The organism is Haemophilus sp. SZY H35, from assembly GCF_018829705.1.
In the GTDB taxonomy this organism is placed as follows: Bacteria; Pseudomonadota; Gammaproteobacteria; order Enterobacterales; family Pasteurellaceae; genus Haemophilus; species Haemophilus haemolyticus_K.
The window spans coordinates 98,440-120,053 of the sequence record NZ_JAHKJZ010000002.1; the positions used below are offsets into that span (position 1 = coordinate 98,440).

Genomic DNA, 21,614 nt, shown 5'->3' on the forward strand with positions numbered 1-21,614 from the left:
GTCTTTATTATACAGAGATTTCTATTTTGATAAAAACGGCTTTGCCAGATAAGCCTTAATTTGCTCAAACACACTGGATTTAATCCAAAATTGACCTTGAGAGGGTAAACAAGTTACCGAAATAAAATCATTCAAATAATCAAATTCCAATTGGGCAGCATGCAAATAAGTGCGGTCAATTTTTTCAGTATTTTTACCATAAAGCCTATCACCTAAAATCGGACTACCTAAACTTTTCATCGCAACACGTAATTGATGCGTTTTCCCAGTTTGTGGTTTTAAAATAAATAAACGTAAATTAGGCTCACAGCTTACACTTTTAAAACGCGTAATTGCGGGATTGTCTTTTGTTTGGCAAAGTTTCCAGGCGCCATCTCGGGCTTTCTTCATATCCCCGATAATCAAACCTTGTTTCTTTTTAGGCTTTTGGTTACTTAATGCCAGATACGTTTTATGAATTTTATGTTCAGAAAAAAGTCGTGAAAATTCAGCCGCACTTTCAGCATTCAGCGCCAAAATTAATAGCCCCGACGTCACTTTATCCAAGCGATGAACTAACCATACTTGAGGCACATTCAGTTGTTTTGCAACAAGTTCTGTTAAGCCTTGTTCTTCTTGATCTTTATGAACACTAATGCCTTCAGGCTTGTTGATAATAATAAAATCGCTATGTTGATAAACAACCTCGATTTTCATCAGACTTGCTCCTTTTTGTAAATCTTATTTTTACCGAGAACAATATCTTTCACCGAGCTAAGTAATTCCTGTTGAATATGTGAGAGCTTTGGTTTTTCATTTAATTGAAATGCTAACGGGCGACAAAGCTCCATTGCTTTCACGCCTAATCTAGCAGTGAGCAATCCCACACCGATCCCTTGAGCTATACGCGCAGAAAGCTTTGCTGTTACATCTTGAGAAAGCCAATCCATTCCAATATCTTGTGCTACTTCGGTTGCTCCAGCAAAAGCGATATTGACCAATACCATTCTTAACAATCGAATACGCGAAAAATACCCTAATTCAATCCCATAAATTTCAGCAATCTTATTCATTAATCTAAGATTTCTCCACGCAATAAAAACCATATCCACCATAGCAATTGGACTAATCGCGACAATCACAGCTGATTCAGCGGCCATTTTACTAATCAATTTTTTAGCTTGTGCATCAAAAGTAGACAAAACATTACGACTGAATAAATGAGCAATTTCTTGCGCTGAATAAGTTTCATTTAATTGATGTTGCCATTGAATTACCTCGGGAGAATCATTTTCCAAACGTAGCAATTTTGCAATATCTAAGCAAAGAACTTTGCTTTTTTCTGCGCTCTGAACAGAAAAAACATCGCCATTTTTTACCGCACTTTCTAACCAAATCTGCTGACTTTGTTGTTGCAATTGCTCACGTTTTTTTAAACGAACTAAACGTCGCCACTCGCCAATAATCTCTTTAATCCCCAATAAAATGACAATTAAACTGACTAAAGCAAAAGCAAGATAAATCCATTGATGTTGTTGATAGCTATCCCACATCCACTGCACGGATTGCGCAACCGTCGCCACACCAAATAAAAGTGCGGTAAATTTTAATACCGTTTTTCCAAAACCTGATTTTGGTTTCAATGCCTGTTCAAGTTGAGCATCAAGTAATTCCCCTTCCAAGGGTTCATCCAGCTTTGTTTCTACATGATGAAACTCTTGCTTAGGCTGATATTGTTCTTCCTCAACGTTGACTGCGTGTTCAAAAATTTGTTTTTCCATTGCCTATTCCAAAAAATAACCCCACTGAAAAGTGGGGTCACAATGTCAAAATTCAATCATTATTCATCGCTTGAGAAGATAGAAAGTAATCTTAATAAACTCAAGAATAAATTGTAGATTGAAACATAAATATTCACGGTTGCTCGAATATAATTCGTTTCACCACCGTGAATGATATTACTGGTTTCATACAAAATAGTCATTGTAGAGAACACAACAAATAATGCACTAATTGCGACTGATAACGCAGGAATTTGGAAGAAGAAACTTGCCACCATACCAAGTAATAGCACAATAAATAATGCGAACATTGCGCTTGATAAGAATGACATATCTTTTTTCGTGGTTAACACATAGGCTGAACATGCGAAGAACACAATTGCAGTTCCTGCGAATGCAAGCATAATCAAATCTTCCATTCCACGTGCCACATACATATTTAAAATTGGCCCGATGGTGTATCCCATAAATCCGGTGAAAGCAAAGGCCGCCAAAATACCAGCAGGACGATCAGCTAATTTATTTGTTAAGAAAAGTAAGCCATAAAAACCAACTAGTAACACAATAATATTTGGATATGGCAGATTTAGACTCATTGAAATAAACGCAACAACCGCTGAAAATGCCATGGTTAATCCCAATAAAAAATACGTGTTACGCAACACTTTATGTGTGCTGAGTAGCGATTCCTGCTGAGCATCCACAATAAGACGTGATTGCATAAAAGCTCCTTGTAAAATAAGTAAAAAGTCTCCTGTAAAGTAAGGGTTAGGGGTAAAAAAGTCAATGGTATTGATAGAATTAATTTCATCAAAATGAATAAATTATCATCACCTAAACTTAAATCATGAGATTTCTGTTTACATCAATAAAATATTCATTATACTACGCCCATCAATCACGGAGGAATGGTCGAGTGGTTGAAGGCACCGGTCTTGAAAACCGGCGAGGGTTTACGCCCTCCTAGGGTTCGAATCCCTATTCCTCCGCCATCAGAATTGAAGAATCCCTAAGTCGAAAGGCTTAGGGATTTTTACATTTCGTAAGCCATCTTTTCGCCTGTAAGCTTGATTATAGTTTAAGATAAACGAATATGGTAATTTTTACAATTTAAGACAATCCCAAACAAACCCTGTATAATCACCACATATTTTTATAGAGAACACCCCATGCAAATCAACTTTACCCACATATTACAAGATAGTTGGAATTTTTTTAGAAACCAACAAAAAGTCATGTTTCAATTTGTCTTAATTTTATTTATTGCACAAAATGTAGGGGCACTATTAAGCTCCCCACTCAATAATGAATCCCACAGTAATTTAAGTGAACTAGTCGATATAAATATTGAAAACATAGCCTTTTCTATTGCTATCACACAACTTTTAACAAGTTTTATCTCTACATGGGGACTCATTTCAATCCATAGTATTAGCCAGCAAAACTACCAAACTTTAACTAAAGCGTTTACTCTCACATTACGTCGTTTTCTTGGTGTTATTGTACTTAATTTACTCATGACAGCCCCAATGCTACTTGGATTAAGTGAGGCATTCGCTGCATTATTAACAAAATCCTCTCCATCAATAATATCACTTATCGCAATGCTCGTGGGAATATGGTTCTTTGTACGCTTAAATTTAACTGCAGTACACTACCTTTCAACCCAAGATGATATAAAACAAACAATCCAAAAAATTTGGATTAAAGGAAGTTCTCGTAAGAATGTATTATTTATTTATACACTATTAGTTTATTTCCTAGCTCCTATCTTAGTTTTCCAACTTACTACATTTTCAAATAATGTACTATTTGATATGGTAATCGGCATCCTTAGCGCCGTATTAAATATTTTTATGTTAGTAATAACTTATCGCTTTTATAGTTTATTTATAAAGGAAGAATAAATATGAAACAACTACTTGAATTTATCCCTTTAGTACTATTTTTTGTTACATACAAACTTGCCGGCGTACGCGATGCAGCTATCGTGCTTGTGATCGCAACCATTATTCAGCTAATTGTTTTGAAATGGAAATATAGCAAAATTGAAAAACAACAAAAAATCATGGCTGGTTCAGTTATTTTCTTCGGTTTATTAACAGCATATTTCAATGAAATTCGCTATCTTCAATGGAAAGTAACAATTATTAATGCATTATTTGCTATTATTTTATTAATTGCACAATTCCAATTTAAAATACCCTTAGTGAAAAAGTTACTAGGAAAAGAAGTGCAATTACCAGATAAAGTATGGAATACTCTAAATCTCGGCTGGGCACTATTTTTTATTATTTGTATGTTGGTAAATATTTATATTAGCCATAATATGTCAGAAGAGGCATGGGTAGATTTCAAATCTTTTGGTATTCTTGGAATGACTGTGATTGCGACTCTTATTTCAGGTGCATATATTTATCGCTATTTACCCAAAGATAAAACGCATTCAAAAGACGGAGAAAAATAATGTCTTCTAATTTTCTTATTGATAAAAACGGTCGACAGTCAAAAGGTGTTCTCTTATTAAGAACACTTGCAATGCCATCAAACACTAACGCCAATGGTGATATATTCGGCGGTTGGATTATGTCTCAAATGGATATGGGGGGAGCCATTTTAGCTAAAGAAATAGCTCATGGTCGAGTCGTAACCGTTGCTGTTGAAAGTATGAATTTCATCAAACCTATTTCAGTTGGAGATGTCGTTTGTTGTTACGGGCAATGTCTAAAAGTAGGCCGTTCATCCATTAAAATAAAAGTAGAAGTTTGGGTAAAAAAAGTTGCTAGTGAACCTATTGGTGAACGCTATTGCGTGACAGATGCAGTATTTACTTTTGTTGCTGTCGATAGCAATGGTAAATCACGTACAATTCCGCGTGAAAATAATCATGAATTAGAAAAAGCACTCGCTTTGATTGCAGAACTTGAATCTGAACAAACTAATCAATAAAAGGAGCCATTATGTACTACGTTATTTTTGCTCAAGATATTCCAAATACGTTAGAAAAACGTCTTGCTGTGCGTGAGCAACATTTAGCCCGCTTAAAACAACTTCAAAAAGAAAATCGTCTGCTCATTGCTGGCCCAAATCCAGCAATTGATGATGAAAATCCTGGTGAAGCAGGTTTTACAGGTTCAACAGTCATTGCACAATTTGAAAACCTGCAAGCAGCCAAAAATTGGGCTGCGCAAGATCCTTATGTGGAAGCAGGCGTATACGGTGAAGTAATTATAAAACCATTCAAAAAAGTGTTTTAGCATTTCTAGATATGTGAATTCGAAAGGCTTATCCAAAAATAAAAATGTGTGTGAAATCAGTATATTTCACACACTCATATACGATTCCATGAATAAAAAACGTTTCATTCTATGAAAAAACAAGTTCTTATTTTCCTCACTGTTTTTACTATACTTTCCACATTGGCTGAAGAGCCTACTATAACCAATAATCCCTCCGTTATTAATCTAGAACAAGAAAAACAAATTTGGAAACAAACACAGCACCAATCGTATTTGACTCACTTAGCGCAACGTGAGACTTTCTTACAAATTGAAAACCTATTAAAAAGTGCGGTTAGAAATCAACAATTTTCTGAAAACACCCAAGAGCTTACGAAGAATTTAATTAGATCAATCCCTGAGTATCCTTTACAAATGGATCTCATTTTACGTTTTTGGGAAACAAAAATTCGATTTTTGAAATCTAATGATGAAAAAAATATATCTCTGGCAAACAATGAACTCGACAAACTTATCGCTCAAAATCCCCTATTTATAACCAAATCATTGAAAGAGTTAAAACAAAAATTGAAAAATCTTATCAGTGATTCCAAAGATATTTCAGATAAAACTATACAAGATAAAGATTTACAGGATAAAGTGGTTCAAATAGAGGATCCAGCTAAGTTACCTGAAATTATAGAAAATAGCGCTCCCTCTACCTTAAAAAAAGATGTTTTACTTGAGGCCTTCCCTCGGTATCTAAAAACACGTCCAGAAAAAATACAGAACCCAAGTTTTGTACCTTATCAACAATGGGCTGAAATTTGGCGACTTTCAGAAGATGAGCTAAAACAATGGAAAATCGCATTTTTGACACGTTTTTTTGATAATGAAAATACTGATTTCCAAGCATGGCGGGATACACAAATAACTCAATTAAAAACCGATAATCTTACTGAACGTCGTTTACGAATGGCTATCTGGCAAAAAAATGACCTCACCCCCTGGCTTTCTTTGCTTTCTGATACAGCAAAAGAAAAACAAGAATGGCGTTACTGGATAGCCAAAAATGATAAACAAAATATAACAGAAAAACTTACCGCTCTTTCTCAAGAACGTGGTTTTTATCCTATGTTGGCGGCAGCTCAATTAAAAAAAATTTATAAAATTGACATCCCTCACTCACCTAATCTTAGCATAGAAGAACAAAAATCATTTGAGAGCGCATTTAATATAATTTCTGAATTACGTGAGCTGGGGCGATACGGATTAGCCAAACAACGTTGGCGAGTATTATTAGATAATACTGATTTCAATACACAGCTAAAACTTGCAAAATATGCACAAGAACAACAATGGTATGAATTGTCAGTTGATAGTACCATTGTCGCCAAAGCTTGGGATTATCTTAATTTGCGTCTGCCGAATGCTTATTCTGATTATTTTGATATTGCGTTAAAGAACTTAAACATCAGTAAAACCTTTTCTATGGCAATTGCTCGTCAGGAAAGCGCTTGGAATCCAATGGCTCTATCATCAGCAAATGCCAAAGGACTCATGCAACTTTTACCAACAACCGCTAAATTAACTGCTGAAAATAATCAAATTCCATATTTAAATGAACAAGATTTATTTAAGCCATTAAATAATATTTTGCTCGGCACGGCACATTTGAATGACCTTAATAACCTATATCCAAATAATAGAATATTAATTGCCGCATCTTACAATGCAGGTACAAATCGAGTAAATCAATGGCTCTACCGTGCCAATAATAAGCTAACATTAGATGAATTTGTCACATCAATTCCGTTTTATGAAACTCGTGATTATGTTCAAAATACTATTGTCTATGATTTTTACTATCAAATTTTACAACAAAAAGAAAATCCACAAATGTTTAGCCAAGAAGAATGGGATCGGCTATACTAAACGCACTAGTTTAATAGTATAAGGTGATAACATGTATATTAGTCGCAATTTAGAACAATGGAATGCATTTTTGTCCATGCTACAGACTGCTTTTAAAGAAAACAAAGCTCAAGAATTGCTAACCTTGTTATTAACTGCTGACGAACGCGACGCAGTGGGATTACGCCTACAAATTGTTTCACAATTATTGGATAAAAATCTTTCTCAACGTGAAATTCAACAAAATTTGAATACAAGTGCCGCCACTATTACACGTGGTTCTAATATGATAAAAATAATGGATTCAGATTTTATGAAATGGGTGAAAGAACATCTTGATAACATTGAAAAAAAGTAAACGGATTTTTACCGCACTGTCTAACTTATCTCTTCCCCAATGGTGGCAAAAAAATTGGCAACGCGTTGCCTTTCTATTTTTCCTCACCATTTTTATTTTTTTATTCATTTTTCGTTTTCTGCCGATCCCCTTTTCAGCCTATATGGTACAACAAAAAATTGGGCATATTCTACAAGGTGATTTTCGTTATAAAATGCAATATGATTGGGTGAATTTAGAAAACATATCCCCCTCTGCTCAACTCGCTGTTATTGCATCTGAAGATCAACGCTTTCCTGATCACTTTGGTTTTGATTTTGAGGCGATTCAACAAGCCATAAAATACAACGAAAAATCTCCCAAAAGGGTTCGTGGTGCCTCTACAATCTCTCAGCAAACTGCAAAAAACCTCATTCTTTGGCATGGACAAAATTGGTTACGTAAAGGATTAGAAGTCCCTGCGACCCTACTACTCGAAATCACTTGGTCTAAAAAAAGAATTTTAGAAGTCTATTTAAATATTGCTGAGTTTGGTAATGGAATATTCGGTATTGAAGCGGCAAGTCACTATTATTTCAAAAAGGCAGCAAAAAATTTAACCTCAAATGAAGCTGCACTTCTTGCAGCTATTTTACCCAATCCGATTATTTATAATGCGAATAAACCAAGTGCTTTAATACGTAAAAAACAAGCATGGATATTGCGTCAAATGAGGAATTTAGGTACCGAATATCTCAACGACTTATAATATAAAAAGGGGAATGATTCTAGTCCTCCCCCTTTTTAAATCCCGTTCAACACCATCATTACTGATGATAACTTTCCAAAAATCTTCCTAATTTTATAATGGCTTCTTCAAGTTGATTCACATAAGGAAGGGTCACAACACGGAAGTGATCAGGTGAATGCCAATTAAATCCTTTACCGTGCACAAGTAGTACTTTTTCTTGGCGGAGCAAATCTAGCACCATTTTTTCATCACTATGAATATTGAATTTTTTCACATCAATTTTCGGGAACATATACATCGCCCCCATTGGTTTCACGCAAGTAATGCCTGGAATTTGAGTGATGAGATCGTAGGCTTTATTACGTTGCTCAAGTAATCTGCCGCCCGGTAAAATAAATTCATTAATACTTTGATAGCCACCAAGTGCGGTTTGAATTGCATGTTGCATTGGTACGTTAGCGCATAAACGCATTGATGCCAGCATATCCAAGCCTTCAATATAACCTTTCGCATTATGTTTTGGTCCGTTCAAAATCATCCAGCCTTGGCGGAAGCCTGCAACTCGATAAGCTTTTGATAAACCATTCAGAGTAACGGTTAATAAATCAGGAGCAAGTGCGGCAATATGATGATGTACTGCGCCATCATATAAAATTTTGTCGTAGATTTCGTCAGCGAAGATAATCAAATTATTTTGGCGAGCGATTTCTACAATTTCTTGTAATAATTCTTTGCTGTACACCGCGCCAGTTGGGTTGTTCGGGTTGATGATGACAATCGCTTTAGTCTTCGCATTCACCTTGGCTTTAATATCATCAATAGCGGGAAACCAATTTGCTTCTTCATCACAAAGGTAATGAACAGCTTTACCGCCAGAAAGTGTTACCGCAGCAGTCCAAAGCGGATAATCAGGCATCGGCACGAGTACTTCATCGCCATCATTGAGTAATGCTTGCATAGCCATTGTGATAAGCTCAGATACGCCGTTGCCAATATATACATCATTGACGGTCGCGCCGTGAATCCCTTTTGATTGATAATATTGAACAATGGCTTTACGAGCAGAATATAACCCCTTTGAATCACAGTAGCCTTGCGCTGATGGCAAATTACGTAATACGTCAACCAAAATTTCATCAGGTGCTTCAAAGCCGAAAGGTGCGGGATTGCCGATATTAAGTTTTAAAATTTTATTGCCTTCTTCTTCTAAGCGTAGTGCTTCTTTGTGCACTGGTCCGCGAATGTCATAACATACGTGTTCTAATTTGTCGGATTTTGGGAATAATCGCATAGTGAAATCCTTTTATTTCTAATAAATTTTTCGAGAAAAGTGCGGTTAATTTACGCTGAATTTTCAATATTGAAAAGATTTTGTAAAAAAATTTTTTGTCATTAACAATCTGCGGTAGAATATGGCTAATTTTTTGTGTATTTAAAACAAAATCTAATGAGTTATTTAGCGCAGGCAATAGGCGAGTTAAAATCGCAAATTCACGCATATTTACAGCAATCAACGAATGAACTTGTTCGTTTTCAGGTGAAACTGGACAAGGTCGATTTATTGGCGTGGCTGAAAGGTCGATCTGCGTATCCTCAATTTTATTTATATTTTCGAGATGAAGCAAAAGCATTAGCTGCTATGGGTGAAGTGCGGTCATTTTCACAGTTAAATTTAGCTCAAGAATTTATCAAAGAAAGTGGTTTTCCATTAGTCGGTGGTTTGCAATTTCAAGGTGCTGCACAATTTGTATTACCCAAAATTCTTGTTGAACAGGGTGAGAAAGGTGCATTGGTATCATTTTTTGTGAAAGATGAGCAAAGTGCGAATGATACTTTAGCCCACCTCAAAACTTTTGAAAATCTCACCGCACTTTCTGCTTTGCCAAAACAGATTCCTTTGCATACAGAGCCTAGAGCTAACGAAAGAACTTGGTGTGATTGGGTAAATCAGGCTTTGGTAGAAATTAAAAGTGGGGAACTGACAAAAATTGTATTAGCCAATGAAACTACTTTTCATTTAAAGCAAGCGATTAATGCGTACGATTTTTTAGCTGAAAGCGAACAACAAAATCAAGGTTGTTATCATTTTTTGTGGGCTGAACATCCTCATTCAGTTTTTGTCGGTTCTACGCCAGAACGCCTATTTGCTCGTGAGTATAACTTGTTGCTAACCGAAGCTTTGGCGGGGACAGCATCGGTTTCTGAAAGTGAGGAAGAAACGCAATCTCAAGCTAATTGGTTATTAAATGACGAGAAAAATTTAAAAGAAAATTGGTTGGTCGTAGAAGATATTTCGCAGAATTTACGTAAGCAAGTAGAAAGTTTTGATGTAAGCAATGTGGAATTGAAACCGTTACGTAAAGTACAACATTTGATTCGTAAAATTCGTGCAAATTTGTCCGCACATTATGCAGATGTAAATATATTAAAAGCGATTCATCCTACAGCTGCGGTATCTGGTTTGCCACAGCAACAAGCCAAAATGAGTTTGTCAGAAATTGAAACCTTTGATCGAGGCTGGTATGCGGGAACATTGGGGGTGATGAGTGATGTATGTTCAGAGTTTTGTGTGGCGATTCGTTCTGCCTTTATTGAAGGTCATCGTATTCGAGTATTTGCTGGCGCTGGCATTGTGGCGGGCTCGCAGCCATTGGAAGAATGGAAAGAAATTGAACGTAAAGCGGCAGGGTTGATTTCCTTGTTTGCAGAAGAAAATGATAACGGAGAAAAAAATGTCGGTAAGCGTGTTTAATCGTTGTTGGTCGAAAGTGATTTTAGAAACCTTGGTACGCCAAGGCATTTCTCACGTTTGTATCGCGCCAGGTTCGCGTTCGACACCTTTAACTCTTGAAGCCGTACGTTTGCAAAATGCGGGTTCAGTCACTTGTCATACGCATTTTGATGAACGTGGTTTAGGTTTTTTTGCCTTGGGTATTGCTAAGGCAACTCAATCACCTGTTGCAATTATTGTTACATCAGGCACGGCGACTGCAAACCTTTATCCCGCAATTATTGAAGCACGCCAAACTGGTGTTAATCTATTTGTTTTAACTGCTGATCGTCCACCAGAACTTTGGGAGTGCGGTGCAAATCAGGCTATTTTGCAGCAAAATATGTTTGGTCAGTATCCAGTTGCAAATGTTAATTTACCTAAACCGAACGAGGATTATTCTGCGCAATGGTTGATTTCTCTACTTGAACAGGCTGCCTTTCAACAAAAACAACAGGGTGGCGTTGTTCATATTAATGTGCCATTTGCCGAGCCACTTTATGATGCAACTGATGAGGAAGTAGATTCTCACCCTTGGCTTCAGACGTTACAGCGCTGGTTAATTCAAACTAAGCCTTGGATGAATGTGGAAGCGCAACAGAACGAAGTATTAATACATGAGAACTGGGATCATTGGCGTACCAAACGTGGTGTTGTTGTGGTTGGTCAATTACCTGCAGAACAAGCAATGGGCATTAATTCTTGGGCAAGCGCTATGGGCTGGGTATTACTGACGGATATTCAATCCGGTGTTGTTCCAACGACGCCTTATGAAGATATTTGGCTAGCAAACCAAACTGTTCGTGAAAAACTTCTGCAAGCTGATATTGTTATTCAATTTGGTGCACGCTTTATTAGTAAACGAATTAATCAATTCTTACAGGCGTTTAAAGGTGAGTTTTGGTTGGTTGAACAAAGCGGTAAAGCATTGGATCCTTACCATCATTCATTGACAAGATTTAATGCTAAAGCACATCATTGGTTGCGTGCGCATCCTCCTTTACGCCAAAAGCCTTGGTTGCTTGAGCCGTTAGCTTTATCTAAGTTCTGTGCGACCTTTATTGAACAGCAAGTAGGCGGAAATTTAACGGAAGCCTCGCTTGCATTACGTTTACCAACACTTTTACCTTATAACGGTGTTTTATTTTTAGGTAATAGTTTACTTGTTCGTTTGGTTGATGCACTAACGCAATTACCAGAAAGTTATCCTGTTTATACCAATCGTGGTGCGAGTGGAATTGATGGTTTGTTGGCTACGGCAGCTGGAATTGGTATTGGTTCAAATAAACCTGTTGTTGCGGTGATTGGCGATACGTCCACTTTATATGATTTGAATTCTTTCGCATTATTCAAAAACGTTACCCAACCAACGGTAATCTTTGTGATCAATAATAATGGCGGTGCGATTTTTGATATGTTACCTGTGGATGAACAAGTCAAAGATCAGTTCTATCGATTACCGCATAATGGCGATTTTTCTCAAATCGCGGTAATGTTCGATCTTAAATACGCTCATCCTTATACTTGGGCAGATCTCAATTCTGTTGTGAAACAGGCTTATAGTCGTCGCAAGGCAACGTTAATTGAAATTAAAACGAATCCGAGTGATGGTAGTAGTTTGTATAAACGCTTAATCGAGCAAATTAGTCACGCAGTAATTGGTGCTTAAGTATTCTGTAGGCGGGCTTTAGTCCGCCATATTTTATTATTTCTATCAATAATCCCTTCAATGATAAACATCATTTTTTTTCACGGACTTCTTGGTACAAAAAATGACTGGCAAAAAGTCATTGAAAATCTACCGCACTTTAATTGTATTGCGCTAGATTTGCCTTTTCACGGGCAAGCTAAAGACCTTGAAGTGACAAATTTTGAAGATTCGGCGGAGTATTTGGCTCAGCAAATTAAAAGTGCGGTGAAAAATGAACCGTATTTTCTTGTTGGGTATTCTCTAGGTGGCAGGATTGCTCTGTATTATGCACTGCAAGCTCAGGTGGAACGATCTAATTTGCAAGGCGTTATTTTAGAAGGGGCGAATCTAGGTTTAAAAACTGACGAAGAAAAACAGGTTCGTTTTCAACATGATTTTGCTTGGGCGCAACGTTTTATACAAGAACCGCCAGAAAATGTATTAAATGATTGGTATCAACAGCCCGTGTTTTCTCATTTGACTGTAGAAGAAAGACAGAGGTTAGTTGAAAAACGAAAATCAAATTGCGGTGAAAATATTGGCAAGATGCTGCTGGCGACAAGTCTATCTAAACAACCTGATTTTAGTGAAAAAGTGCGGTTAAGTTCTTTGCCATTTTTTTATTTTTGTGGAGAACGAGATCATAAGTTCCAAGTTTTAGCCAAAGAAAATCAAATTAATTTAGTAACCATTCCTTCCGCTGGTCATAACTCTCATTCAGAAAATTCAAAATATTTCTCTGAAAAAATAGAAAATTGCATATTAAAAATTGCTAGACCTTAGTTAAAGTGCTAGGATTCAATTCTTTGTCTTTATAATAAACTACTAAGGAAACGCAATGTCTACACAACTTCGTAATAATCCGATGAAAGTGGCGTTAGCCTCGATGGTCGGTACAGCAATCGAATTTTTTGATTATTATATCTATGCGGCTGCCGCTGTATTAGTTTTCAATACGCAATTCTTCCATAGCGATGATCCGCTTTCTAATGATTTACTTTCTCTTTCTACGCTTGCTTTAGCATTCTTTGCACGTCCAATTGGTTCTGCATTATTCGGTCATTTTGGCGATAAAATTGGTCGTAAAAAAACCTTGGTTGCCTCCCTTGTTTTAATGGGCGGTTCAACAGTGGTCATTGGTTTACTTCCTAACTATGCTCAAATCGGTATCTGGGCACCGATTTTGCTTTGCGTATGCCGTGTTGGTCAAGGAATTGGACTTGGTGGTGAATGGGGCGGTGCAGCTTTAGTTGCAACAGAAAATGCGCCAGAAGGTAAACGTGCATGGTACGGTACGTTCCCTCAATTAGGTGCGCCAATCGGCTTATTTGTAGCGAATGCAACATTCTTCTTAGTTAGCTATTTCCTCGGACAAGATGCCCTTGTGGAATGGGCATGGCGTATTCCGTTTGTATCTTCCGTTTTATTGGTCGCTGTCGGCTTATATGTTCGCTTAACTTTGCACGAAAGCCATGTATTTGTGGAAGCGGAGCAAAAAGGGAAAAAATTGAATGCACCAGTGAGTGTTGTTTTTACTAAACACTTAAAACCAATGGTTATTGGCACATTTATCATGGTGGCAACTTATTCTCTGTTTTACATTATGACGGCTTTTGCTCAGGCATATTCTCGAACAGCACCAAAGATTTCTGAAGCAGGTTATGCGCTTGGCTTAGGTATCCCAGCAAATACGTTTACTGGCTTGTTATTAATTAGTGCTATTGTATTTGGTATTTTTATCAGTATTTCTGGTGTTTATGCTGATAAAATTGGTCGCCGTAAATGGTTGATTTGGGTGACTGTTGCTGTTGGTGTGCTCGGTTTAACCATGCCATTCTTCTTAGAAAATGGTACCCCAATGAGCGTATTTGCATTTTTAGTAATTGGTATGGCTATCATGGGGATGACATTTGGTCCAATGGCTGCGCTATTACCAGAATTATTTCCAACGGAAGTGCGTTATTCAGGCGCATCTCTCGCCTATAATTTAGCATCAATTATTGGTGCAACGATTGCAGCGATGATTTCTTTAAAAATTAATGCGTCATTTGGTGTGATGGGCGTAGGTATTTATTTAGCAATCAATGCCCTCATGACTCTATTGGCATTATTAGCGTCAAAAGAAACTAAAAATGTAGATTTAACACAAATCTAATCCTAGTTAAGAAAAAAGAGCGGTGAAAAATTTCACCGCTCTTTTACTTTCCTTTTTTTAGCTTATTTCCAATCTTAACTTTCAAAAGAATCTTTTAAACGTTCATCTGCTCGTCGAGATTCACTTTTATGTTGAAGTTTATTAAGCTGGCGCTCTAATTTTTCTTCAACTTCATTAATTGCTTTATACATATCATCTGAGGTTGCACTTGCCAATAAATTGCCCAGTGGCGTGCCAATAGATGCCTCGACAGTAAATCCATTCGGTACTTTGTTTAAAACAAAATGGGGGTTAATTAACTGTGTTTGCCATTTACCTAATTTCGCGAGTCTTTCCTCCACGTGTTCACGAATTGCAGGGGTGATTTCCATTTGTTTGCTGGTGATATTAAGTGTCATAGCATTTACCTCTTTGTTGCGTGATTTACAGTTTTCTTTAACTACAAAATAGCTTTCTTAATTCGGGTTTTCAAGGGTTTTAAGAGGAAATCTCAAAGTAATTTTTAAAAATATGATCTATGTCTAATTTCTGAAAAAAGCTGCTTTTCTTTCTAAGATAAGTTGTTAAGATGGGAAATTGTGATAAGAAAAAGGTGTGGATATTGACTGTATCCACACCTTTTTTTATTTGATTATTCTACGATTTCATCTTGATCGTGATGATTTATTTTCAAGCGTTGGAAATAATCTTTTGTTTCTTCAATCACAATTTTTCGCAATCCAATGAGAGCGATGAGATTTGGAAAGGCCATTAAACCATTTACGATATCGGCGATAATCCATATTAAATTTAAGTGTAAGAATGAGCCTAATCCTACCAACACAATATAAGCTAAACGATATAGTTTTACGCCACGAATACCAACGAGATAAACAAAGCAACGTTCACCGTAGTAACACCAGCCTAAAATAGTTGTGAATGCAAAAAATAATAAACCGACAGTTACAATCGTTGCGCCAATTGATGTCCCTAAACCTTGTGCAAAGGCGTAGTTTGTTACTGTTGCACCCGCTAATTCAGGGTTATTCCAAGCGCCTGTTAACACTAATACAATACCTGTCATTGTACAAACGATGATGGTATCCAAGAATGTTCCTGTCATAGAAATTAAGCCTTGACGGACAGGCTCACGAGTTTGTGCCGCTGCGGCTGCAATTGGTGCGCTTCCTAAACCGGATTCATTGGAGAAAATGCCTCGAGCGACGCCTGATTGAATAGCCTTCATTACGGTAAAGCCAATAGCCCCGCCTAGCGCCGCTTGCGGATCAAAAGCACTATAAATAATTAATGAGATCGCATCTGGTACTTTTTCTATATTTAAAAGGATAATAACCAGTGAAGTTGTGACGTATAAAATCGCCATAAACGGCACAATTAGCGATGATGCGGTTGCGATACGTTTTACACCACCAAGAATGATTAAGCCGACTAAAAGCGTCACAATAATTGCAGTAACTAAAACCGGAATATTAAAAGTATCTTGCATTGCATGGGTAATCGCATTGACCTGTGGGAATGTACCGATTCCGAAAAAGGCAACCATTACACCAAATAATGCAAATAATTTTGCTAGCCACTTGATACCTAGACCGCGTTCAATGTAATACATTGGACCGCCAGCCATAAAGCCATTTTTATCGCGAACACGATATTTAACCGCGAGTAAACATTCGGCATATTTTGTTGCCATTCCTAATAAGGCGACCAGCCACATCCAAAAAATTGCGCCAGGCCCACCTGCTTGTACAGCAGTTGCAACGCCCACAATATTCCCAGTTCCTATCGTTGCTGCTAATGCGGTACAAAGTGCGGCAAAAGATGATACATCACCTTTTCCACCTTTATCTTTTTTAAATAAATAACCCAGCGCACGTGGTAAATAGCGAATTTGAATAAAGCCTAAACGTAGCGTTAAATAGAGCCCTGTGCCCGATAAGAGTATGAGTAGCGGTGCGCCCCAAATAAAGCTATCAATAGCTGAAAGAATTGACTCAATTGTCATGTGATTCCTCGTCGTTTAAATCAAAAATAAACACGACAAGAAGACGAAAAGATACAATGGAAAAGAAAGTGCGGTGAAAAGATAGATAATTTCCACACTTACGATAGATTGTCTTTTGCCCCTGTCCTTTTGCCTGAGCGTTTGAAAAACGATTGAAAAATTAACCGCTCTTTTGCGCCTTCGGCGTCCATTTCAAAAATGGATCTCTCCAAGGGTTCGTCCAGTAACAGTCCCTGCCATCGCACCTGAAAGATTTTACATCGTCGGTGTGGGGTCAATTCCCCGCTCTCCAGCTACCTTCATCCGAACTCACTTTTCATCCCTATATAAGAGACAAAAAGCGTATGAATTCTAACAAAATAAGAAATAAATTTCAAAAATCATTTTGAATAATAAGTTAAGTAATAAAAACTTAGTACGTTTTTTGCTTTATGCGACTCAAAAATAATGCTCCTATGAAAAATATCGCTTGTAATAAAATAATACAAGCACCAGTTGACGCATCAAAATGATAGCTCAATATTACACCAATTAGGCTTGATGTAATGGAACTGACAATAGCAATCCATAACATTTTATCAAAAGATTTTGTGAGCGTAAGTGCGGTAATCCCTGGCGCAATTAACATTGCCACCACCAAAATAACGCCTACCACTTGCATCGTGCTTACAATGGTTAAAGCAAGCAACATTAACAATCCATAATGTAAAATCTTTGGAGATAGACCTGCAACACGAGCATGGCTTGGGTCAAAACAATAAAGCAAAAAGTCTTTACGTTTAAAGACAATCATACAAAAAATTATCGCAGAAATAACCGCACTTTGAATAAGCTCCTGATGGCTTACACCCAATACATTACCAAACAAAATATGCGTTAAATGCTGTTCCGTTTGAATTTTGGTGAACATGACAAGACCAATGGCAAACATTCCAGAAAATACAATGCCCATTGCCGTATCTTCTTTTATACGACTATTCTCTTTTAAATATCCCACTCCAAGCGAGCAAAAAATGCCAGAAAAAAATGCCCCAATCGCTAAAGGAATTCCAGCCAAATAAGCAAGTACAATACCAGGCAACACCGCATGGGAAATCGCATCGCCCATTAACGACCAACCTTTCAAGACTAAATAGCAAGAAAGCAACGCACAAATAATTGAAACAATAAATGCTGTCAACAAGGCATTTTGCATAAACTCAAATTGTAGCGGTTCTAAAAGCCAATCAAACATTTTCTACCGCCTTTTTATTACGAGTGAGCAAACCATATTTTGGTGAAAATAAGAAAGCTGCCAAGAATAATAATGTTTGCAATGTGACAATCACACCGCCTGTGGCACCATCTAAATAATAGCTAATATAAACACCAACAAAACTTGTCACCGCCCCTAAAATAATAGCGATGATTGACAAGGTTTTGAATTTATCTGTCAGTAAATATGCTGTCGCACCCGGGGTAATGACCATCGCAATCACTAAAATAGCCCCTACAGTTTGCAATGCAGCTACCACACAAGCACTTAATAGAGTAAAAAACAAAACTTTATAAAATAATGGCGAAAGCCCTACCGTTCTTGCTTGTGTTTCATCGAAAAAGATCAGTAGTAAATCTTTCCAAAATAATAAAAGCAATACTAAACAAACACCGATGATAATTGCCACTTGGTAAATATCTTCGTCTGCAATACCTAAAATATTGCCTAAAATGATACTTTGCACATTTACTGCGGTTGGATTTAAAGAAATGATTAATAGACCTAATGCAAAGAAAGTACTAAAAATAAATCCGATAACGGCATCTTCTTTCAGTTTAGAAATAGATTTAATCCAAAGAATGGAAAGTGCGGCTAAAATTCCGGCAAAAAATGCACCAAGTGCATAAGGCAAAGAAAAGGCATAAGCTATCGCGACACCGGGCACAACAGAATGAGAAAGTGCATCGCCAATCAAAGACCAGCCTTTAAGCATTAAATACGAAGACAAAAAAGCACAAATCCCACCCACTGCCGTACTCAAGATCATCGCCTTGAGCATATAATCATAGGAAAAAGGTTCTAATAATAATGCTAACATGCCTTAATCCTTCTCTTTTTTCACCGCACTTTTACAAGGGCAGTCTTCGAAATGGCAATCCTGTGTTGTTGGTGCTGGAGGATCTTGCTTAGTTTCACCATAGAATACAACGGCTTTTTCATCATCCGTTAAGACAGTAACCGCACGTTTATCTTCATCATTATGTAAATCTTCGCCCAATAATTTAATATGGCGTAATACCCCACCAAACACAATTTCCAAATTATGTTGGTTAAAGGTATCTTCCGTTTTCCCTGCTGCAATCACCGTACGATTAATCATCACTACTTGATCACAGAAATCTGGGACAGAACCTAAGTTATGAGTTGAGACAAGAACAAGATGACCTTCTTCTCGAAGCTGTTGAAGAAGATCAACAATAGCATTTTCAGTTTTCACATCAACGCCAGTGAAAGGTTCATCCAATAAAATAATTGGACTTTGTTGTGCTAAAGCGCGGGCCAAAAACACGCGTTTTTTCTGCCCGCCAGATAACTCACCAATTTGACGATGCGCGAGATGCTCAATGTTCACTCGCTGCATCGCCTCTTGAACTTTTTGTTTATCAATCGCCTTGGGGATACGAAGGAAATTCATATACCCATAACGCCCCATCATCACGACATCATACACTGACACAGGAAATTGCCAGTCCACTTCTTCAGATTGTGGAACATAAGCAACCAAATTACGTTTCAGTGCTTGGGAAATTGGCAAATCACAAAGTCTGATTTCACCTTGTTGTGGCTTCACAAGCCCCATTATGCTTTTAAATAATGTGGATTTACCACTGCCATTCACACCCACTAATGCACAAATAGTTCCACTGTTTAATGAGAACGTCATATTGTGAATAGCTGTATGGCCATTGTTGTAACGAACAGTTACATCATTAACCCAAATTGATGTCGAGAAAGAGTCCATTATTTTCCGAATCCTTTAACAATGGTTGATACAGTTACGTTAAGCAAATCAATATAAGTTGGCACAGGGCCTTTTTTCGCAGAAAGAGAGTCAACATACAATACGCCACCATATTTTGCGCCACTTTCTTTAGCTACTTGTTGTGCTGGTTTTGCTGAAATTGTACTTTCACTAAACACAACAGGAATATTGTTTTTACGAACTAAATCAATCACTTTACGCACTTGTTGTGGTGTGCCTTGTTGTTCAGCATTGATTGGCCATAAATAACCTTCTTTTAAGTTGTAATCTTTCGCCAAATAACTGAAAGCACCTTCACTTGTCACAAGCCAGCGTTGAGCTTCTGGAATCTGTGCTAATTTTGCACGAAGTGGCTCATCAAGTTGTTTAATTTTTTGAGCATAATCAGCGGCATTTTTTTCATACACTGCTGCATTTTGTGGATCGTATTTAACCAATGCATTTTTAATATTTTCAATATAAATTAATGCATTAGATGGCGACATCCAAGCGTGTGGATTAGGCGCATCTTTATACGGGCCTTCATAAATAGACAATGGTTGAATACCTTCTGTCACCACCACAGCTGGTTTATCTTTAATATTTTGGAAGAAACGCTCAAACCAACGTTCCAAATTTAAACCATTCCATAAAATTAAATCAGCAGATTGCGCTTTTACAATGTCTTTTGGAGTAGGTTCATATTCATGAATTTCAGCACCTGGTTTGGTGATAGATTCCACTGTAGCCGCATTACCCGCCACATTTTGTGCGATATCTTGAATCACAGTGAAGGTGGTGACGACTTTGAATTTTGCATTAGCCTGCATTGCAAACAAACCAAGTGCAAGTGCGGTCATAATTTTTAATGAATTACGCATAATATGTCCTTATAAAAAAGTATAGAGGTTGGATGCCTGAATAATCGCTCAACTGCTCAACAATTATTCATCATGGGTAATAGTACTATTTTTATTACGTTTTTCAAATGAAAATAATTATCAAATTATGTGATTATTTTTAATTACATAGAGAATAACAAAAAATGTGATAGATTTTCCCTATGTGTTCAACGGTTATTCTATTAGCCTGATACTTTTCTAATTAAGTCATTTAAGCCTTCTTCATCATAGCCATCTTCATATTGTGCCTCGCCTTCAACGTCATGAATGGTTCGTCCATTCAATGCCGTACAACCGTATTTTTCTAATTTATTTTTAGTAAAGCTAGAACGATATGCAGAAGAAGAATTATTGAGACTAATTACACCGATGGTAGAACTTTTACATGGGTGTTTATTGATGAAAACAAGGTTATAACCAGATTCTCGAATGTAGCCTGTCTTATTTACCACCGCATCAAAAATTTCATCACGCACTAATTTATTTGTATTTTTCATTAATACACTATGTCTTCCAGCTTGAATATTCGTAGCACTGATATTGGATAGTTGTCGAATTTCAGGCTTATTTAAAGAATGCTTAGCAAGTTTAACTAAATCCATAGGACTAGAGATATTGCTACTCGATAAACCAGAACTATCATGAAAACGAGTAGAATACATACCTAATTGACGAGCTTTTTCATTCATTTTATTAATGAATTGTATTCTGCTCATTCCTGCTGCACGAGAAAGCGCATGGGCGGCATAGTTATCAGAATGCACGAGCATCGCCTTTAATAATTCTCTGCAAGCCATCGGAACATTCATCGGTAATTTCGTGCTTGTACCTTTAATGTAATCACGATCGTCACTGGTTATCGCAATAGTGCAATTAGGATTTGTATTATTCTCTAGAAAAACGTTCGCCGTCATTAATTTCGTTACAGAAGCAATAGGCTGAACGCTATCAGGCGCATGGCTTTCCAACACTCGATTATGCGTAAAATCATACACAACATAAGACTGTGCCACTGCAAAAGAAGGACACAAAGATAAAATAAATAAAGCTTTTTTAAACATTATTGGTCACCTTAAAAAATAGGCTCACATTTTACCGCACTTTTTACGCTGTAATTGGAAATATTTTCGATCTAGA

At 37.1% G+C, this 21,614-nt stretch carries 22 protein-coding genes, 1 tRNA gene and 1 riboswitch; of the genes, 12 read left to right on the plus strand and 11 right to left on the minus strand.

The window, feature by feature from the left end:
• Positions 1-21 precede the first annotated feature (21 nt).
• Genes KP710_RS04040 through KP710_RS04050 form a run of 3 tightly spaced genes read right to left on the minus strand, consistent with a single transcriptional unit; the run spans position 22 to position 2,482 of the window.
• Positions 22-696 carry a TIGR01621 family pseudouridine synthase gene (locus KP710_RS04040; protein ID WP_215770925.1) on the minus strand — a complete coding sequence of 225 codons (675 nt, stop codon included), beginning with the start codon at positions 694-696 and terminating at the stop codon, positions 22-24.
• Positions 696-1,760 carry a YcjF family protein gene (locus tag KP710_RS04045; protein WP_048953815.1) on the minus strand — a complete coding sequence of 355 codons (1,065 nt, stop codon included), beginning with the start codon at positions 1,758-1,760 and terminating at the stop codon, positions 696-698. The genes KP710_RS04040 and KP710_RS04045 overlap by 1 nt, the downstream gene beginning before the upstream one ends.
• Before the next feature lie 59 nt (positions 1,761-1,819).
• Positions 1,820-2,482: a Bax inhibitor-1/YccA family membrane protein gene (locus KP710_RS04050; RefSeq protein WP_005635459.1), complete on the minus strand. Its 663-nt coding sequence runs from the start codon at positions 2,480-2,482 to the stop codon at positions 1,820-1,822.
• Between the two features lie 180 nt (positions 2,483-2,662).
• Here KP710_RS04050 and KP710_RS04055 point away from each other — a divergent pair.
• From KP710_RS04055 to mtgA, 8 genes are all read left to right on the plus strand, one after another.
• Positions 2,663-2,752 (plus strand) — tRNA-Ser (locus tag KP710_RS04055).
• 177 nt (positions 2,753-2,929) lie between these two features.
• Positions 2,930-3,667, plus strand: coding sequence for a hypothetical protein (locus KP710_RS04060; protein ID WP_048953817.1), 738 nt, complete (start codon positions 2,930-2,932; stop codon positions 3,665-3,667).
• A gap of 2 nt (positions 3,668-3,669) precedes the next feature.
• The gene (locus KP710_RS04065) at positions 3,670-4,227 is read left to right on the plus strand and encodes a septation protein A (protein ID WP_048953818.1); all 558 of its coding nucleotides are present in this window, start codon (positions 3,670-3,672) and stop codon (positions 4,225-4,227) included.
• Positions 4,227-4,709 (plus strand): acyl-CoA thioester hydrolase YciA, encoded by a 483-nt coding sequence (yciA, locus tag KP710_RS04070; protein ID WP_111407524.1) that lies wholly within the window; start codon positions 4,227-4,229, stop codon positions 4,707-4,709. The genes KP710_RS04065 and yciA overlap by 1 nt, the downstream gene beginning before the upstream one ends.
• Positions 4,710-4,720: 11 nt before the next feature.
• Entirely contained in the window at positions 4,721-5,017 is a 297-nt protein-coding gene (locus tag KP710_RS04075; protein WP_048953820.1) for a YciI family protein, read from the plus strand.
• Positions 5,018-5,128: 111 nt separating this feature from the next.
• Entirely contained in the window at positions 5,129-6,913 is a 1,785-nt protein-coding gene (locus KP710_RS04080; protein WP_048953821.1) for a transglycosylase SLT domain-containing protein, read from the plus strand.
• A 31-nt stretch (positions 6,914-6,944) separates the two neighbouring features.
• The gene (trpR, locus tag KP710_RS04085; RefSeq protein WP_048953822.1) at positions 6,945-7,250 is read left to right on the plus strand and encodes a trp operon repressor; all 306 of its coding nucleotides are present in this window, start codon (positions 6,945-6,947) and stop codon (positions 7,248-7,250) included.
• Positions 7,228-7,977 (plus strand): monofunctional biosynthetic peptidoglycan transglycosylase, encoded by a 750-nt coding sequence (mtgA, locus tag KP710_RS04090; protein ID WP_373455022.1) that lies wholly within the window; start codon positions 7,228-7,230, stop codon positions 7,975-7,977. The genes trpR and mtgA overlap by 23 nt, the downstream gene beginning before the upstream one ends.
• A 58-nt stretch (positions 7,978-8,035) precedes the next feature.
• Here the strand turns inward: mtgA and KP710_RS04095 are convergent, their stop codons facing one another.
• A complete protein-coding gene (locus KP710_RS04095) occupies positions 8,036-9,250 on the minus strand; it encodes a pyridoxal phosphate-dependent aminotransferase (protein ID WP_048953823.1) in 1,215 nt (404 codons plus the stop codon).
• A 156-nt stretch (positions 9,251-9,406) separates the two neighbouring features.
• Between KP710_RS04095 and KP710_RS04100 the strand changes: the two genes are divergently transcribed.
• From KP710_RS04100 to KP710_RS04115, 4 genes are read left to right on the plus strand one after another with little or no spacing between them, the layout of a single operon-like run.
• On the plus strand, positions 9,407-10,711 hold the full coding sequence (locus KP710_RS04100) for an isochorismate synthase (protein ID WP_048953824.1): 1,305 nt from the start codon (positions 9,407-9,409) through the stop codon (positions 10,709-10,711).
• Positions 10,692-12,398, plus strand: a complete 1,707-nt coding sequence (menD, locus tag KP710_RS04105) for a 2-succinyl-5-enolpyruvyl-6-hydroxy-3-cyclohexene-1-carboxylic-acid synthase (RefSeq protein WP_215770926.1) — start codon at positions 10,692-10,694, stop codon at positions 12,396-12,398. Before KP710_RS04100 ends, menD begins: the two co-directional genes overlap by 20 nt.
• A 60-nt stretch (positions 12,399-12,458) precedes the next feature.
• Positions 12,459-13,202 carry a 2-succinyl-6-hydroxy-2,4-cyclohexadiene-1-carboxylate synthase gene (gene menH / locus KP710_RS04110; protein WP_215770927.1) on the plus strand — a complete coding sequence of 248 codons (744 nt, stop codon included), beginning with the start codon at positions 12,459-12,461 and terminating at the stop codon, positions 13,200-13,202.
• Between the two features lie 55 nt (positions 13,203-13,257).
• Positions 13,258-14,574, plus strand: a complete 1,317-nt coding sequence (locus KP710_RS04115; RefSeq protein ID WP_065250214.1) for an MFS transporter — start codon at positions 13,258-13,260, stop codon at positions 14,572-14,574.
• A 74-nt stretch (positions 14,575-14,648) separates the two neighbouring features.
• Here the strand turns inward: KP710_RS04115 and raiA are convergent, their stop codons facing one another.
• The 7 genes from raiA to KP710_RS04150 form a co-directional block, all read right to left on the minus strand.
• Positions 14,649-14,972, minus strand: a complete 324-nt coding sequence (gene raiA, locus KP710_RS04120) for a ribosome-associated translation inhibitor RaiA (RefSeq protein ID WP_009499739.1) — start codon at positions 14,970-14,972, stop codon at positions 14,649-14,651.
• A gap of 233 nt (positions 14,973-15,205) precedes the next feature.
• Positions 15,206-16,576: an alanine/glycine:cation symporter family protein gene (locus KP710_RS04125; RefSeq protein ID WP_215770928.1), complete on the minus strand. Its 1,371-nt coding sequence runs from the start codon at positions 16,574-16,576 to the stop codon at positions 15,206-15,208.
• Between the two features lie 111 nt (positions 16,577-16,687).
• Positions 16,688-16,798: riboswitch (glycine riboswitch) on the minus strand.
• Positions 16,799-16,988: 190 nt separating this feature from the next.
• Positions 16,989-17,810: a metal ABC transporter permease gene (locus KP710_RS04130; RefSeq protein WP_106014084.1), complete on the minus strand. Its 822-nt coding sequence runs from the start codon at positions 17,808-17,810 to the stop codon at positions 16,989-16,991.
• Positions 17,803-18,651, minus strand: coding sequence for a metal ABC transporter permease (locus KP710_RS04135; RefSeq protein ID WP_048953834.1), 849 nt, complete (start codon positions 18,649-18,651; stop codon positions 17,803-17,805). Before KP710_RS04135 ends, KP710_RS04130 begins: the two co-directional genes overlap by 8 nt.
• A gap of 3 nt (positions 18,652-18,654) precedes the next feature.
• On the minus strand, positions 18,655-19,575 hold the full coding sequence (locus tag KP710_RS04140; protein ID WP_111407535.1) for an ATP-binding cassette domain-containing protein: 921 nt from the start codon (positions 19,573-19,575) through the stop codon (positions 18,655-18,657).
• Positions 19,575-20,456, minus strand: coding sequence for a metal ABC transporter substrate-binding protein (locus KP710_RS04145; RefSeq protein ID WP_005637458.1), 882 nt, complete (start codon positions 20,454-20,456; stop codon positions 19,575-19,577). Before KP710_RS04145 ends, KP710_RS04140 begins: the two co-directional genes overlap by 1 nt.
• A gap of 203 nt (positions 20,457-20,659) precedes the next feature.
• Positions 20,660-21,538: a D-alanyl-D-alanine carboxypeptidase family protein gene (locus KP710_RS04150; protein ID WP_046942621.1), complete on the minus strand. Its 879-nt coding sequence runs from the start codon at positions 21,536-21,538 to the stop codon at positions 20,660-20,662.
• Positions 21,539-21,614 lie beyond the last annotated feature (76 nt).